Source organism: Pseudooceanicola sp. DL12, assembly GCF_056270665.1.
The window spans coordinates 249,189-265,087 of record NZ_CM149884.1; the positions used below are offsets into that span (position 1 = coordinate 249,189).

General features: G+C 61.9%; 10 protein-coding genes and 1 pseudogene. 5 read left to right on the plus strand and 6 right to left on the minus strand.

What is annotated here, in order from left to right:
- Nucleotide 1 precedes the first annotated feature (1 nt).
- The gene (locus AC0WR5_RS01190) at nt 2–2,866 is read right to left on the minus strand and encodes a S8 family serine peptidase (protein ID WP_475866205.1); all 2,865 of its coding nucleotides are present in this window, start codon (nt 2,864–2,866) and stop codon (nt 2–4) included.
- 232 nt (nt 2,867–3,098) lie between these two features.
- Between AC0WR5_RS01190 and AC0WR5_RS01195 the strand changes: the two genes are divergently transcribed.
- Nucleotides 3,099–3,977, plus strand: a complete 879-nt coding sequence (locus AC0WR5_RS01195) for a sulfotransferase (protein WP_475866207.1) — start codon at nt 3,099–3,101, stop codon at nt 3,975–3,977.
- Nucleotides 3,978–4,102: 125 nt separating this feature from the next.
- On the opposite strand, the gene AC0WR5_RS01200 is transcribed toward AC0WR5_RS01195, so the two are convergent.
- On the minus strand, nt 4,103–5,389 hold the full coding sequence (locus AC0WR5_RS01200) for a glycosyltransferase family 4 protein (RefSeq protein WP_475866209.1): 1,287 nt from the start codon (nt 5,387–5,389) through the stop codon (nt 4,103–4,105).
- Nucleotides 5,374–6,684 carry a glycosyltransferase gene (locus AC0WR5_RS01205; protein WP_475866211.1) on the minus strand — a complete coding sequence of 437 codons (1,311 nt, stop codon included), beginning with the start codon at nt 6,682–6,684 and terminating at the stop codon, nt 5,374–5,376. The genes AC0WR5_RS01200 and AC0WR5_RS01205 overlap by 16 nt, the downstream gene beginning before the upstream one ends.
- A 167-nt stretch (nt 6,685–6,851) precedes the next feature.
- Here AC0WR5_RS01205 and AC0WR5_RS01210 point away from each other — a divergent pair, with 167 nt between their 5' ends.
- On the plus strand, nt 6,852–7,775 hold the full coding sequence (locus tag AC0WR5_RS01210; protein ID WP_475866213.1) for a glycosyltransferase: 924 nt from the start codon (nt 6,852–6,854) through the stop codon (nt 7,773–7,775).
- 10 nt (nt 7,776–7,785) lie between these two features.
- Entirely contained in the window at nt 7,786–9,045 is a 1,260-nt protein-coding gene (locus AC0WR5_RS01215) for a glycosyltransferase family 4 protein (protein WP_475866215.1), read from the plus strand.
- Nucleotides 9,046–9,053: 8 nt separating this feature from the next.
- On the opposite strand, the pseudogene AC0WR5_RS01220 reads toward AC0WR5_RS01215, so the two are convergent.
- The 3 genes and pseudogenes from AC0WR5_RS01220 to AC0WR5_RS01230 all read right to left on the minus strand — a co-directional run.
- Nucleotides 9,054–10,820, minus strand: a pseudogene (locus AC0WR5_RS01220) (PAS-domain containing protein); the annotation flags it as partial.
- Complete coding sequence (locus AC0WR5_RS01225; protein WP_475866217.1) at nt 10,817–11,992, minus strand: FIST N-terminal domain-containing protein; 1,176 nt, start codon at nt 11,990–11,992, stop codon at nt 10,817–10,819. The gene AC0WR5_RS01225 and the pseudogene AC0WR5_RS01220, both read right to left, overlap by 4 nt.
- Before the next feature lie 39 nt (nt 11,993–12,031).
- Nucleotides 12,032–12,700, minus strand: coding sequence for a response regulator transcription factor (locus AC0WR5_RS01230; protein WP_475866219.1), 669 nt, complete (start codon nt 12,698–12,700; stop codon nt 12,032–12,034).
- 251 nt (nt 12,701–12,951) lie between these two features.
- Between AC0WR5_RS01230 and AC0WR5_RS01235 the strand changes: the two genes are divergently transcribed.
- Nucleotides 12,952–13,437 carry a (2Fe-2S)-binding protein gene (locus AC0WR5_RS01235; protein ID WP_475868852.1) on the plus strand — a complete coding sequence of 162 codons (486 nt, stop codon included), beginning with the start codon at nt 12,952–12,954 and terminating at the stop codon, nt 13,435–13,437.
- 53 nt (nt 13,438–13,490) lie between these two features.
- Complete coding sequence (locus tag AC0WR5_RS01240) at nt 13,491–15,857, plus strand: xanthine dehydrogenase family protein molybdopterin-binding subunit (RefSeq protein WP_475866221.1); 2,367 nt, start codon at nt 13,491–13,493, stop codon at nt 15,855–15,857.
- The last annotated feature ends 42 nt before the right edge of the window (nt 15,858–15,899 follow it).

A 15,899-nucleotide genomic window follows, 5' to 3' on the forward strand; every position in this document is an offset into this window, starting at 1 on the left:
GTCAGAACAGGAAGTCGCCGTTGTCCAGGTCACTGATCGATACGCCTGACAGCAGGATCGTGTTGCCGGCACCATCATGCAGGAGCGTATCTGTGCCCAGATCGGTCAGGTGATTGTCGCGCAGGTCCTGGAAATCGGTGATGGCGGCGATCCCCGAGAGGTCGATCTGTTCCAAGGGGTTCAGGCTGTCGAAATCGACGAGCGTGTCGTTGCCGAAGCCTTCTCGGAAGACGAAGGTATCGGCGTTGAAATTGCCCATGAGCCAGTCGTCACCCGCGCCGCCGTAGAGCGTGTCGAAACCCGCGCTGCCATAGACGGTATCGTCACCGCTGCCGCCGTAGATCGCGTCATTGCCCTGGCCCCCGAAGAACCGGTCACCGCCGGTGCCGCCATATAGAGTGTCCTCGCCGGTGCCGCCGAAGAGGCCGTCGCCTGTGCCTTCGCCCCAGAGCAGATCGTTGTCGCCGTCGCCAAACAGCCGGTCCAGGCCGTCACCGCCATAGAGCTGGTCGCTGCCATCGCCGCCAAAGAGATTGTCTGCCTGGCGTCCGCCAGAAAGATAGTCATCGCCACTTCCGGCTTCGAGGCGGTCAAAGCCTCCCTCGCCGAACAACTGGTCATTTCCCGCGCCGCCGAAAAGGCGATCCTCCGAGGTGCCGCCACGGAGAATGTCTCCCTCTCCATCGCCGTAAAGCCAGTCGTTTTCCGTGCCGCCGAGGAGCACATCAGCCCCGCGACCCCCATGCATGTGATCGAAGCCGCTCTCGCCGACAAGGCGGTCGTCGCCAGAGCCGCCGTAGAGGACATCCGAGTTGTTGCCGCCGTTCACGACGTCGTTGCCGGCATCGCCGTAAAGCGTGTCCATGCCGATGTCGCCTGTGATCGAGTCGTTGCCTCCCCCTCCGCGCACGTCATCGTCACCCGTGCCAGCCTGAACCTGGTCATCGTCGCCGCCCGCGTATAGGAGGTCATGCCCCGAACCGCCGTAGAGATGATCCCGCCCGGTACCGCCAGAGAGGGTATCGTTCCCATGGTTGCCTTCCAGGCTGTCGTCACCCTCTTCGCCTTCCAGGCTATCGTCGCCGGCTCCGCCGTCCAGGGTATCCTGACCGCCTGCTCCGATAAGGATGTCATGGCCCCTGCCACCGTAGAACAGATTGTCTGCGGCGCTCCCGCTGAGCGTGTCCTGTCCGTCGCCCGCAACGACATGCTCGATCCCACCGCTAATCGTTGCCCAGTCGGCCTGGTTCACCTTGAGATAGGAGGTCGTCCCCCGCATCGAAAGGTGGACGTTACCGGAGAGTGCCGCGATGTTCAGCCAGTCTTCCCCGGCATCGGTATCCGCCAATTCGGCACGACTGCTTTCCTGGGCGACGAGAGACAGGAAATCATCGGTAAAGGTATAAATGTCGTCCGGACTGTATGCCTGTCCCGTGAACTGTAGAGATATCCCGTGGAGGATGCCCGTGTCGCCCGAGGCATTGTCGGTTGCGCGCACCGTCCAGGTGCCGGCGTCCGTCATTCCCTGGAGGGCGCTGACGCCAAAGGTCCAATGGCTGTCGAAGTTGGGCAGGTCGTTGATCATGAGCGGAAGTTCCGTGCCGCCCGGCGTGATCAGGACAAGCGCTACATCCTGAAGCCAGGAATGGCTTATCTCTACATCGACGTAGAGGTGGTCGATGAACATGGTCGGAGCGTCCAGGGTCACGGATAGCGAAGCCGAGGATAAATCTCTGATCGCCGCGCTGTTCGTCTCGGAACTTTCAGCGCTGCGCGAGACAATTGCATCGCCCGTGTCAGGTCGCATCAGCGACCAGACTTCGGCCATGCGGACGGCGGCGAGGGCGTCGATCATGCCGTAGCCGTAGTTGACGTGATATGTCATGCCGCCGCCGTTCCAGGTGCTGGCATCGTTTGCGACCCAGGCATCGGCCTCGAAGCCCCCGGCATCCCTGCCAAAGGCGGATCCGGTCTGTGCGGCACTGGAAGCGAGGATGCTCTGCACGTCGCGCCAGTTCAGGTCTGGATTGGCCTCCAGCATGAGGGCCACGACGCCAGAAACCACCGAAGTCGCGGCCGAGGTGCCGCTGAAATTGGTAACGTAATCGCTACTGGTGTAGCCGGCGGTAGCGCTCATGTCGGTCGTGACGCTCGCCGAAGGGGCCGCGATCAAGAGGTTCACGCCCCAGTTCGAGTAGTCCTCGACCTTTCCCTGTGCATCCGTGGCACCGACAACGATGAATTCGTGCAGGTTGTTCAGGCCGTCGCCCTGGGCGTTGCCGTGCAGGCCGAGATCGGCCATGTAGCTGTCGTTTGCATAGTTTCCGGCAGCCTTCGTCATGATCGTGCCCAGGCCACCACGACCATTGGCCGCGGCGTATTCTACGGCGTCCCGCTCAAAGCTGGCCTGTACGCCCGTGCTGCCGATGTTGTTGTAATCGCTGTAGCTGGGAAAGACGCCCCAGGAGCAGTTGACCACCTCGTACTGGGACATGGCCTGCAAGACCCTGACGTAACCGCTGGCGGGCAACGAGAACGCGTCGCCGAGATAGTCGATGCCGACGAGGGTGCAGTCATAGGCGACACCCACGCCGCCGATGCTGTTATTGGCGGCGCCGATGATCCCTGCGATTGCCGTTCCGTGTCCTGCAGTGGCACTGCTGCTGTTGGGAGCACCGTCGACCAAGGTGAGCTCTCTCGACGCATCGTAGTTTGCCACGAGATCGGGATGCGAGGCCTCGACTCCGGTATCATAGATCGCGACAGTTACGCCCTGGCCGGTGAAGTCTCTCCAGACAGTCTCCAGCCCTCCGAGAAGAGATAGATAGCCTTGGCTCGAGAACAGGGAATTGCTGCCAACTGGCATCTTGGCCTCCGGTCATTGATGACGCCGGAACCTAAAATGCTACAGGTAAATGCCATCGCAACAGGCGCGGCATAACGGTCGTTCTTTCCACAGATCTTTAGTGATCCGGTTAACCTGTCAGAAATGCGGCAGAACCGGTTGGCACTTTGGCCGCTCCTCATCTCGGTAAACCATTGGTTGATTCTTTGCCGCTAGACCGTGAGTCGACACGTGCTCAGAATGGCAGGCGGACATGACATCAGACGGCAAGGCTCCCGGGGTTTTTGGCCATCTCTTCCTAAGCGTAGGCGCGATGAAGGCGGGTACCACCTGGCTGTTCACCGTGCTGGAGCGGCACCCGGAGCTGAACTTTACGCCGGAGAAGGAGATCCACTACTTCTATCACCGCTACGTCCAGGAGCACCACCTGTCGGATGTAAGGCGTTTGACACTTGCTCGGGACCGCTATCTCACGAAGTTCGATCCTCAACGGGCGAACCCGGATCGCGTTCGGGTGAACCTGCATTGGGTTGCGAATTACCTGTCACGCCCCGTCGATGACCTTTGGTACCGCAACCTGTTCACACGCCCGCGCGGAGAGCTCTACGGCTGTGATTTTTCGAACCTGCACGCCCTGCTGCCGGCCGAGGCCTGGACGCATATCCACAACTCCTGCACGCAGCTGAAGGTGCTCTACACCATGCGTGATCCGGTCAAACGTCTGTGGAGCCATGTGAAATTTCATCTTCAGGTTACAAACCAGTTGGGGCGTCTGGATACATGGTCGCCCGGGCAGTTTCATGATTTCATGAAGCAGCGGTTCATCTGGGAAAATGCAGAATACGGTGAAACCCTGCGTCGCATCGGGCGGACCTTGCCGCAGGAATGCTTCATGCCCTTTTTCTACGAGGACATGCGCAGCGACCCGCGCGGCAGCCTTGCTCGGATCGAGGATTTTCTCGGGGTTCGCAGGTTCGACTATCCGGAAGCCCTCGTCAGCCGGAGTGTCAATGAATCGGCGTCGATACCCATGCCGGATTTCTTTCCGGAGCTGATTGCCGGGGATGTCGCGCGTATCAAGACAGAGATCCGCGACTACGGGCTGGAACCGCCGCAGTCCTGGATCGGCTGACACTTTGTTCAGGCCGATGGCGCGGCGGGATGGCCATGTTTTATGCCAAGGGGCACCGGCGATCCTGTCAGGAAAATGACCGTCGAGGTGTCGCTCCTTGACGGTATCTGCTTCTTGGAAGTCGTTCAGACTGCGCGCCGCCGTTCGGTGCTGCGAGGCAGCGGCACGGATCTCTGCCGGTTTTGCCGTTCCTGCAGAAGCGGCCTGGCCAGGGCTATGAAACTGCGGGCCTGTTGGGCGAAGCTGGTGACCGCAACCGGCGTGGCGTGGCGGTCGGGGCGGTCCAGCGCATGAAGAAGCTCCTCGCGCAATGCACTGGCGGGGGCGCCGATCGGCAGCATGCGGTCGCGGTCCGGTCCCAGGTGTTCCGTTGCACCACCGCTGTCGGTCTGGATCACCCGGATCCCCCGGGCTAGGGCCTCGCGGATGGTCAGTCCAAAGGTTTCCTTCCATTGCGACGGAAAGAGCAGCACATCGATCCCGGCCCAGAAGTCGTCCATCTCCGACTGCGCGAAGCGGGGATAGATTTCCCATGCGCCAGGCAGGTCGGCCAGGCGGATATCGTTCCACCAGCTGCCATCCGGGCTTCCATCGGCCAGGCGCACGGAAAAATCATCCCGGCCCAGACCCTGAAATGCCTTGCGTATCTGTGGCCATCCCTTGATGTCGGACGGCCCCCCGCAATACCCGAAAACGAGGCGCGCGTCCCCGGCACGCCGTTGCGCCTGCCTGTCAAAGAAGTCCTCCGCGGGAAGTGTGACGCCATTGCTCCAAACGGCTTCCGCCCGTGGCCTGAGGCCCGAGTTGAGGCAGAGATCTCGAGCGAAAGCCGAAGGAAATGTCATCAGGTCTGCAACGGTGGCATCGTCCTGCAGCTGTCGAAAACGCGCCTCAGAGCGGGCCATGTCGACCACGCATGTCCGACAGTTCTCGATCCGCACCGGCGCCTGTCCGCAATAGCGGCCGTCGGCGCGGATCATGAATTGCCGCTCGCAGATCCACCAGAAATCATGCGTGGATACGATCGTGGGCACCCCGGCCCTGCGTGCTGCATGGAGCGCACCGACACCCAGCTCCTGAATGCAGTGAAGATGCACGAGATCAGGCCGCAGGGCACGGACAAGCCGGCTGGCGACCTCTGCCACTTCGGGGTTCGCGTACATTTGGGCGAACGGGCGGGTGTCGGGCAGGTTCACGATGTAATTGGCAATACCATCCTGCTCGATCTTGCGGATGGCATAGGCGGGCATGTCAGACCGGCTAACTGCGGAGAGGACCGACACGGTCCAGCCGTGATCCTTTGCCAGATGGCGCGCGACCTCCTCGGCCACGACGGTCGCGCCCCCGTAGGTGTAGGGCGCAAAGAAAATGTTCACTAGGAGAACGCTTGGTCCGGTCATGCCATCACCCATCGGACCATGTCATCGTCCACGACCGGTGCTTCGAGACGTGCGGACCATTGATTTTCGAGGTGCTGCCGTGCGGCGTCACCCATTGCGCGTACTCTGCCCGGGGTGCGCGCAAGCTCTTCCAGGGCCTCTGCCCAATTCGAGCCTTTCGGCAGGACGCGCCCGGTTCGTCCATCTTCGACAAGGGCGGGCATATCGGAGACGTCTCCGACCAGGCTCGCGACACCAACGGAACTCGCATCGATGACACGCACGCCGCTCTTGCATCGATTGAAGAGATCATCGGCTAGCGGCATGATCGCAGCATCGCAGGCGGAAAGGTGTCCCAGGTAATCTGCGTAGCCGGAGAAAGGATGCATCTCGACCTGCGCGCGGATCCCTTCGGAAAGGCGTGACTTGTCGAAGTGGCCTAGGATCACCAGGCGACGCTTCGTGTCGTTTGCCAGGAAACACTCGATGTCGCGGCCGATTTCGGCGAAGTCGATCTCATGCCCGTGCGAGCCACTGGCGAAGGCCACTCGGAACTTTCCGTCGCCTGACGAGCCGTCTCTAACCGGCCGGGCGGCGAGGGTGGATTGATCGGCAAAGTTGCGTCTCAGGAACACGGGCCGTGAGGTGAAAGACCGGGCATGCTCCTGTAGCGCCGGTGTCGAAACCGACATGGCATCGGCCATGTTCATCACGTCGGCATAGAACGGGGCTTCTGCCATGAAATGGGCCTTGAGATCGGCGGGCAGGGCAGCCATGTTTCCATAGGTCGCATAGGCGGGCACGGAAAACAGCGGGTCGTCGATGTCGTAAAGGATCGGCAGCTTCAGCCGCCGCGCTTCGTAGAGGTGCTGAGTGACCATGGGAGTGCTGCGCAGGCGGTAGAGCAGAAGATGCGTCGCATCCTGCATGATGTCCATGCAGCGGGGGAGGTCCTCGTGGTGGGAATAGGTGAAATCCGCCCCGGCTTCGGCAAAGATCTCAGCCAGTTGCTCCACGCGGTATTTTCGACATTGGGGCAGGTTGAGATCAGCGATGACGGCGACCTTGCGGCGTTGCCGCAGGACATCGGGAGCTGAAACGTCAAAAGAGCATTGCGCCGCGATATCCGCCCAAAACGCGGAGATTCCGCCAAAGCCGGCCGGCCCCGCTTGCTTCCCGGACGTCGAGGGAATGATGGATCGTGCCTGCCCCCGTCCGTTTGTCTGCAACCACAAGCGGCTTCGGCGCAACGTGCTCTTCAGGCCCTCCTCACGCAGAAAGAACGCCGCACGACGCATGTGATGGAAGGAGATATTGCGGATCACCATGGTACTTCCATTCTGGATAGCTGTCCCGTGATAGGGCGCAATCTGTGAATGAAAGGTGTATGAAGTAGGGCGTGGAAAAATTTCGCCCGCCGCGGCCGTTGAACGCTTCGGCTTACCAGATCTTAACGCCGCCTCTGCAGGGTTTGCCCAGCGAGGTTTCGGAGGCGATGATGCTGATCCTGATGGGCGTGTACAATGGGGCGCAATTTCTGCAGCCTCAGCTGAAGAGCCTGCTTTCCAGCGGTTGCGACAACTGGACGTTATGGGCGAGTGACGATGGTTCGTCAGATAGCAGCATCGCGATCCTCAAAGATTTTGGCAACTTCGAAGCTCCATCCGGCTGCCGCGTCGTGATCCGGCAGGGGCCGCGCAAGGGTTTTGCGGCAAATTACATCGCGATGCTGGAAAGCCTGCCCGATCTGCACGGACCGGTCGCGCTTGCGGATCAGGACGATATCTGGCTGCCGCAACGCCTTCGTCGGGCCACGGGTATGTTGAACCGTCTGCCGGCGCATGTCCCGGCCTTCGTCTGTGGGCGCCGGATCAACTGGGGGCCGCATCCGAGGCATATGCGCATGTCGGCTCTGCCTCGATCCCAGGCAAGTTTCGCCAATGCCCTGGTCGAGAATGTCGCCTTTGGAAATACCATCGTGATGAACAAGGCCGCCGCACGTCTTGCCAAGACGGCGGCGCCCACTGCAGAGGGCATCTACTCGCATGATTGGTGGCTCTATCAGCTGCTCACGGGCGCTGGTGCAATCTGTCTCATTGATCGGGAGCCTTCCGTTCTCTATCGCCAGCATGCTGCAAATGCTATTGGGGCCCGACAAGGGGCTGTCGAGTGGTTCTCGCGCAAAGTTCACGTGATGCGCGGTCACTATGCCCAGAGGATCGATGCGCAATTGCAGGCCCTTGCCCGGGGGGCCGAGTTTCTGCTGCCCGAGAACCGATTGCTGCTCGAGGCATTCCTGCATGCGCGGCAGGCTCCGTGGCGGCAGCGCTTTGCCGGAATGAAGGCGACCGGCGTCTACCGCCAGAGTTACCAGGGGCGGATTGGCTTCTGGGGGGCCGTGGCCCTGGGCAAGGTCTAGCGGTGACAGGATGCCACGCAAGATTGTTCTGATCGGGGGGGATGGCGGGTTTTCCGGCGTGCCTCGGCATATCAAGCACCTGGTCACCGCATGCGCTGACCAGGCTGATTTCCTCGTTCTCAGTGATCGCAACAAGGGGGGGTACAACTTTCTCGGGGGACTTGGAGTACGTCATGCAGAAGTGGATGGGCTCGCAACCGCGCTGTCGCCACTGCGCTGTCTGGCGGCTATGCGTCGACTGGCCCGGATCATTGCGTGTGAGCAGCCAGATCTTGTGTGGGCGCATTCACGGATGGGTGTGGTACTTGTCAGGATGATGATCCTTGCGGGTATTCTGGACCCTGGGGTCAGGGTGGCCGTGACCTATCACGGCCTGCCATTCGAGCAGGGGCATCGTGCTGGATTCGGTGCACTGTCTGCCCGAATTGAGCGCCTTGCCTTGTGCCGAAGAAGGGCGCAGGCGCTGATCTTTCTCTCCGAGGCCGCGCGAGATCATTTCATTGCAACAGTGGGGGCGGAGGTTTGCGGGCAACATACATTGCTCGTGCAACCGAATTGTTCGGATCTGGGTCCGGTGATCGTCTCCGGCCGGCGTGATCCTTTGCGGCGGATCGTCATGACCGGGCGCGACGGTTGGCAGAAGAATCCGGAGCGAGCGCTCCGGATTTTCGCAGCCTTGCCCGGAAACTACCATCTCACCTTCTGCGGGCCCGGAACTGCGGCCCAGGCATTTCGGAACAGGGCGCGTCGTATCCTCGGACCAGGAAAGATTCGACGCGTCAGTTTTGCGGGGGCGCTTCAGGATGTCCGGCCCTTGCTGGCTTCGGCAGATTGCTATCTGTTGACGTCCCGGTACGAAGGTGCGCCGATCGGTGCAATCGAGGCCTTTGAAGCCGGCCTGCCGGTCGCCCTGGCCGATATCGCCGGCACTCAGGATATACTGTCCCGCCATCCGTATCACGTGGCCTTGAGCGGTGACCATCAGGCCGAAGATCCAACCGAGGATGCGCTTCGCATTGTGGGGTTGGTCGAAGGATATCTGCCGCGCAGGCTGGCTCTGTCATCCGTGATCCGGGACTGCTGGAAAGCAAGCTATTCCTTTCCGGTCTGGGCCGTGTCCATGCGCGAGCACTTGGACAGGATCTGTCCGAAGCCCGATCCGCAGGGGCCTGAACTGTCGGACCGCACAGGGATCATCTGTCTCGCAGACGCCACGCGCCGGCGATCAAAGCAGCCGGGCGCTCACGTGCCGGGAATTGTTCGGGAATAGCGCAGGAGCGGCAGTTCGACCGAGAAGCAGGTGCCGCGCCCCGGTTCGGAATGCAGTCGCAGGTCATGGCCGAGCAGGGTGCAGGCACGATCAACGATCGCGAGGCCAAGGCCCATGCCCTCTTCCGGGTTCACGGCGGCGTTCAGACGCTGGAACTCTCGAAAGATTACCTTGCGCTGGTCTTCCGGGATGCCGGGCCCGGTGTCATGTACCTGTACGAGCACGCAGCCACCACTGATGCGTGCGCCAAGCAGGACCCGTCCCTCGTCAGTATAACGGATCGCGTTGCTCAAGAGGTTTTGAAGGATCCGCCTCAGGTAGGTCGGATCGCTCGCAATGATCGCCGAGCTCGGCACGATGCGCAACGAGAGCCCCTTTGCACGAGCCTGATGCGCCATCTCGTCGCCGAGCTGGCTCATCAGCCTACGCAACGGCACGCTGGTCACGTTGATCTCGGCCCGTCCGGAATCCAGCTTAGAGATATCCAGCAGTGCCCCCATCAGGTGTTCCAGGCTTTCCAATGCGCGGCGGGCCTTTCCGAGGACGGGGGCCGTTTCGGGGCCGGAGGCTTCGATGGAGGACAGGAAGAGCTTCGCTGCGGAGAGTGGCTGAAGAAGATCGTGGCTAGCAGCGGCCACGAAACGCGATTTCGAGGCATTGGCGCGCTCGGCCTCGGCCAGCGCGGCCTCGAGTTCCTCGGTTCGCTCGCGCACGCGCAGCTCCAGCTGTTCATTCGCGTCCCTGATGGCGCGCACCGCTGCCCGCTCGGCAGAAACATCGCTGAAACTGATGACAAACCCTCGGTCCGGCGTCTGTTGTGCAAAGACGGTGAGGGTTGTGGTGCTGCCACGCATGATTTCGAGGTCCAGAGGGCGCCGTGTTCCCTTGTTCCGAATCCAGTCATGTAGTTCCCGCCGGTTGACGTTGGCTGACAGGGCGAAGTTGTCGGCGAGCCAGTCCACGAACTGCCCTGCAGGGATGCCCATGTAGAAATTGCGCATGGGAAACTGCAGCAGAGTGCCGGCCCGCTGATTCCAACCAACCAGCCTGCCGCGCGGATCAAAAATGCAAATCCCCTGGTCGAGATGCTCGAGTGTAGCGCGGATCAGTCGGGCCTGGTCGTCCAGCATACGTTCCCGCTCGCGCCGTTCGATCCGCATGATGTCGGTGACGTCGGTCTGCAGGATGGCGGTGCCGCCGTCCGGCGTGCGGTGCTCGCTGACCTGGACCCAGCGATTGCGGTTCAGTCGCACGTTGAACATCACGTGCGTGTCCTTGTGTCGCTGCAGGCGTCGCTCCAGCCAGCGTGCCGGCGTTTCGTCCGGGGGCAGGGACAGATGGCGGCTTTCGCTGACGCGGGTCACGTAGTCGACAAAGCTCAGACCCGGCAGAAGAGCCGGGCGCAGATCGGGCATGTGCATGCCGAATCGGGAATTGCAGAGAACGAGTTGCTCCGAGGGGTTGAACAGCGCAAAGCCCTCCTGAACCGTTTCGATGGCGTTGGCGAGATTTGCGCGCGCGGCCTCGGTCGCCGCATTGGCAGCGGCCAGGCGTTCGTTGGACTTGTTCAGCAGGCCCAAGGCCTTTTCGAGGTCACTGGTGCGCGCGCGCACTTCCTGTTCCAGCATCGCGGCGCGTTGAAACTGTGCATAGGCCGCCCCGGATTTCTCTGTGTCATCTTCCACCCGGCGCATGAGGGCATCGGCTATCACCAGCAGTTTTTCGATCTGCCGGGCCGGCGGATCGGCGGGGTTGATCAGGTCGCTCGAGCTCATGGTCGCCTCTCTGGCGTGGGCGGATAGATCGCAACTCCGGTGAAGGTCTGGTTGACGTGCATGGCACCGTACTGTTCGCCATAGGTTGAAAAGCCGAACACCCGGTGCCCTGACAGGATCCGCGAAAGCTTCGGCAGGGCCTGTTTTTCCTCGGCTTCGATGCGACGTAGCAGGCAGTCGCATCCCAGAATCAGGTCGGGTGGTGTCGGAGAGGAGAGCGATGTGAGTTCGCGGCTCAGGTGCCCGGCCATATCTTCCATGTCGGCGAGTGTCAGAACCAGCCCTTCTCCGATGGCCGAGAAAAAATGCAGGTCTCCGTTCGGAGCTACGCGCTGAATGGAGCGCACGTGATGCTGGTCTCCGATCCGGACGACAACGGGATGCGAGGCAAAGGTGAATGTGTCCAGCTGGTGCGGGTCCATGCCGAGAATGCGAGCGTATTCAGGTCCGGCCGGGGCGCCGTTGATCTCGGAGACGATGCGTTTCTCCGGGGCTGCGCGGGTCACCACCATCTGGCGGCGGGTTGGGTGAAAATGATCGGTGCGAAAGACCCTCACCGGGCAGCGGGTGCGCAGGATCAACAGCACGGCAGCGCCTTGGAGGATGCTGTTGCCAGAAAGAATCTGGGTGCGATTGAAACGATGCATATCGCCCGCGGATCCGCCAAAGAGCGGCACCGGCCCGAGTGCAGAGGAAATACGGATCGCCAGCTCGTCTTCTCTCAGTGACATGCCGTCAACCATGAGGAAGGCGAACTCGTGATTCCAGTCCGGGACCTCGCGCATCAACTCGTGCCGGGCGGCAAGCAGGTCGCGCACGAGGCTTTCGGTCGGTGCAATGCTTAGATCTTCTAGAAGCAGAACACGACTGCGGAATGTTTCCGGTGCGAGGCCGAGAGCCAGGATGGTGTCCTCGGTATAGCCCTCCGGCCCGATTTCCCCCGCGGTTGTGCAGCCTGCAATGCGCGTCGCCGGAAGCAGGGCCGACATCTCGGACAGAAGTCGTGCCGTGTCTGCGCGTGGCGACGCAAAGAGGATGACGGTGTCGAAGGGAGTGGAGCCAAGCTCGCGCACCAGCGCCCGCGCAGGTTGGGGATGATCGATGGGCACGCAGGCCGTCCTGATGATCCTGTTTTGCGCGGCTTCGGTAAGACCGTTGGCTTGCGCCGTCATCTTGCTGGTTCCTCCTTGCGGGGCAGGGGGGGCGTTCCGTCACGCCTCTCGTTGCAGGACAGAGGAAAAGCTGGCTTCATTCGCCATCAGCGCGGCCTGGGTGCGGCTCTGGACCCCCAGTTTCCGCATGATCGCCGTTACATGCGCCTTGACCGTCGTCTCGGCGATCGAGAGGTCATAGGCGATCTGCTTGTTCAGCTTGCCGTCGGTGATCAGGTCGAGGATCCGCGCCTGCTGACTGGTAAGGGTCGCCATTCGTGCCAGGGTTTCGTCCCGGCTGAGGCCATCGTCGTCATCGGTGGCGAGGTAGCCCTCCGGGGTATAGGGTCGGCCCTGCCGAAGCGCGGCAAACGCGGTGCGGAAAGCCTCCCGGTCGCTGTTTTTCGGGATGAAACCCGCAGCTCCGGCCTTCAAGGCGGATGTGATCAGCCGGTCTTCGGACATGGACGAGACCACCACCACGGGCACAGATGCCGCATTTTGGATGCGGATCAGCCCGTCAAAGCCGCGAACGTCTGGCAGGTGCAGGTCGAGCACGACGACGTCGGGGATACTCCCTGCCCGCAGGTCATCGAGCGCGCCTTGCAGCGTCGAAGCGGTGCGGATTTCCTCTATACCCGCGACGCTTTCCAGTGTCATGGAGAGTGCTTCGCAGAACAGCGGGTGGTCGTCGACGACCAGCGCCGACCGCAACAGGTAATCGGTCATTCCGTTCCTCCCTTTCGGGCCTGTCACGGGCCGCAGAGAGCCTCCATTCCCACCGCGTCCCGAGCGGACGTCCTTGCGACACCCGGCCCGGCCAATGGATATTGCCGTGCCAGTCTCCTTTTCGCAACACGCGTCCGATCACAGGACCTTGGTCGCATAGCGAGCCAGTGGCATCCGCGCCTACCCTGAGTGCAGGAGAGCGGGATTCGACAGGAGGGGAGACCTGTCGAAACCGCAAGGACGGGAGGAAAATCATGAAGGTCACGATGACGGTCAATGGCCGGCTGCTCTCTGGCGATGTCGAGGGGCGGACACTGTTGTCTGCCTTCCTGCGCGAGGGGCAGGGGCTGACGGGCACGCATATCGGCTGTGACACCAGCCAGTGTGGTGCGTGTACCGTGCATGTGAACGGTCTTCAGGTGAAGAGTTGCACGATGTTTGCGGTCGAGGCGGAAGACGCCGAGGTCGTGACGATCGAGGGCATGGCCACCGCCGACGGCTCACTTTCGGTGCTGCAACAGGCGTTTCAGGATTATCACGGGTTGCAATGCGGCTTCTGCACGCCGGGCATGGTCATGGCGGCGGCGGCGCTGTTGAAGCAGAACCCCAGGCCCAGCGAGGCGGAGATCCGTCACCACCTGGAAGGCAACCTCTGCCGGTGCACCGGTTACCACAATATCGTCAAGGCCATCATGGCCGCATCGGGGCAACCGGTGGCGGCCGTTGCCGCAGAATAGGACCTAACCCAAGCGCAGGGTCGCGTGACCCGACCTATCTCAGGGAGGATACCATGCCCAAGGACGGCATCGGCGCCAGCACGAAGCGGCGCGAAGACATTCGCTTTCTTACCGGCCAGGGCCGGTACACCGACGACATCAATTTGCGTGGGCAGGCCCATGTGCATTTCCTCCGGGCGGACGTGGCCCATGCCACTCTGAACTCCATTGATACAGGGGCTGCCGAGGGCATGCCGGGGGTGCTGAGGATCTTTACCGCCAGGGATTTCGATGCGGTCGGGGGGCTGCCCTGCGGCTGGCAGGTGACCGACAGGCATGGCCAGCCGATGCAGGAGCCGAAACATCCGATCATGGCAGAGGGCAAGATCCGGCATGTGGGAGAGATCATTGCTGCCGTCGTGGCCGAGACTCTTGATCAGGCGCGTGATGCAGCCGAGGCGATCAGTGTCGATCACGATGAGCTCCCTGCCGTCATCGACATGAAGGCCGCTGTTAAGGACGGCGCGCCCAAGGTGCACGACGATCTGACGTCCAACCTCTGCTATGACTGGGGGTTCGTGGAGGAGAACAAGGCAGCCGTCGAGGAGGCCTTTGCCAAGGCGGCTCATGTGACCACGCTGGACCTGGTCAACAACCGTCTCGTGGCCAATCCGATGGAGCCGCGTGTGGCCGTAGGCGACTATGCCTCTCACAGCGACGAGAGCACGCTCTATACGACCTCGCAGAACCCGCACGTGATCCGTTTGCTGATGGGGGCCTTCGTCCTTGGCATTCCGGAGCACAAACTGAGGGTGGTGGCGCCGGACGTGGGCGGTGGCTTTGGTACCAAGATCTTCCACTATGCCGAGGAGGCCTTTTGCACCTTTGCCGCCAAATCTCTGAAACGACCTGTGAAATGGACGTCTTCTCGTTCCGAGGCCTTTATGTCGGATGCCCACGGACGTGATCACGTGACCCGCATCGAACTGGCGCTGGATGAAGAGAACAACTTTACCGCGCTGCGCACGGAAACCTATGCGAACATGGGGGCCTATCTGTCGACCTTCGCTCCCTCGGTGCCGACCTGGCTGCATGGCACGCTGATGGCCGGAAATTACCGCACGCCGCTGATCTACGTGAACGTCAAGGCCGTGTTCACCAACACGGTGCCGGTGGATGCCTACCGTGGTGCCGGGCGCCCCGAGGCCACCTTCCAGCTGGAGCGGGTGGTCGACAAGGCCGCGCGAGAACTTGGGGTGGATCCGGCGGACCTCCGGCGGCAGAACTTCATCCGCAAGGACCAGTTTCCCTATGCCACCCCGGTGGCCGTGGAATACGACACGGGCGACTACGAGGCGACGCTCGACAAGGCGATGGAGATGGCCGACTACGCCGGCTTCGCTACGCGCCTAGAGGCCTCCAAGGCGCGGGGTATGTGGCGAGGCATCGGCCTGTCGCATTACATCGAGGCCTGCGGCATAGCGCCGTCGAACCTTGTCGGACAACTGGGCGCTCGGGCGGGGCTTTACGAATCTGCGACCGTGCGGGTGAACGCCACCGGTGGCATCGTGGTGATGACCGGATCGCACTCGCACGGGCAGGGGCACGAGACCTCCTTTCCGCAGGTGATAGCCGAGATGATCGGGATCGAGGCCTCGCAGGTCGAGATTGTCCATGGTGATACAGCGAACACGCCCATGGGGATGGGCACATACGGATCGCGCTCCATAGCCGTGGGTGGTTCCGCCATGGTGCGCGCCACGGAAAAGATCATCAACAAGGCCAAGAAAATCGCGGCCCACCTGATGGAGGCCTCTGACAGCGACATCGAGCTGAAGGATGGGCAATTTACCGTCGCCGGCACCGACAAGTCCGTTGCCTGGGGCGATGTCACGCTCGCCGCCTATGTGCCGCACAACTATCCGCTGGATGATATCGAACCGGGCCTGGAGGAAACGGCCTTTTACGATCCGGCGAACTTTACCTATCCGTCTGGCTGCTACATCTGCGAGGTCGAGCTGGACCCTGAGACCGGCAAGGTGACCATCGAAAGCTTTGTCGCGGCGGATGATTTCGGCAACGTGATCAATCCGATGATCGTCGAAGGGCAGGTGCAGGGGGGTGTCGGCCAGGGGATCGGGCAGGCCCTTCTTGAGCATTGCATCTACGACGAGGACGGGCAGCTTCTGTCAGCCAGCTTCATGGACTACGCGATGCCGCGGGCTTCGGATGTTCCGATGATCATGGTCGATCATTCCTGTCAGACCCCATGCACGCACAATCCGCTTGGCGTGAAGGGGTGCGGAGAGGCCGGAGCGATCGGATCGCCCCCCGCGGTGATCAATGCGGTGCTGGACGCCATGAACCGGGCGGGCAGGAAGGTCGATCATATTGACATGCCTGTCTCGCCGGCCAGAGTCTGGGAAGCGATGAACGGTTGAACGGTCTGCGGCGGTGGTCTTCTGAACGGAGCCGCCTGCCGT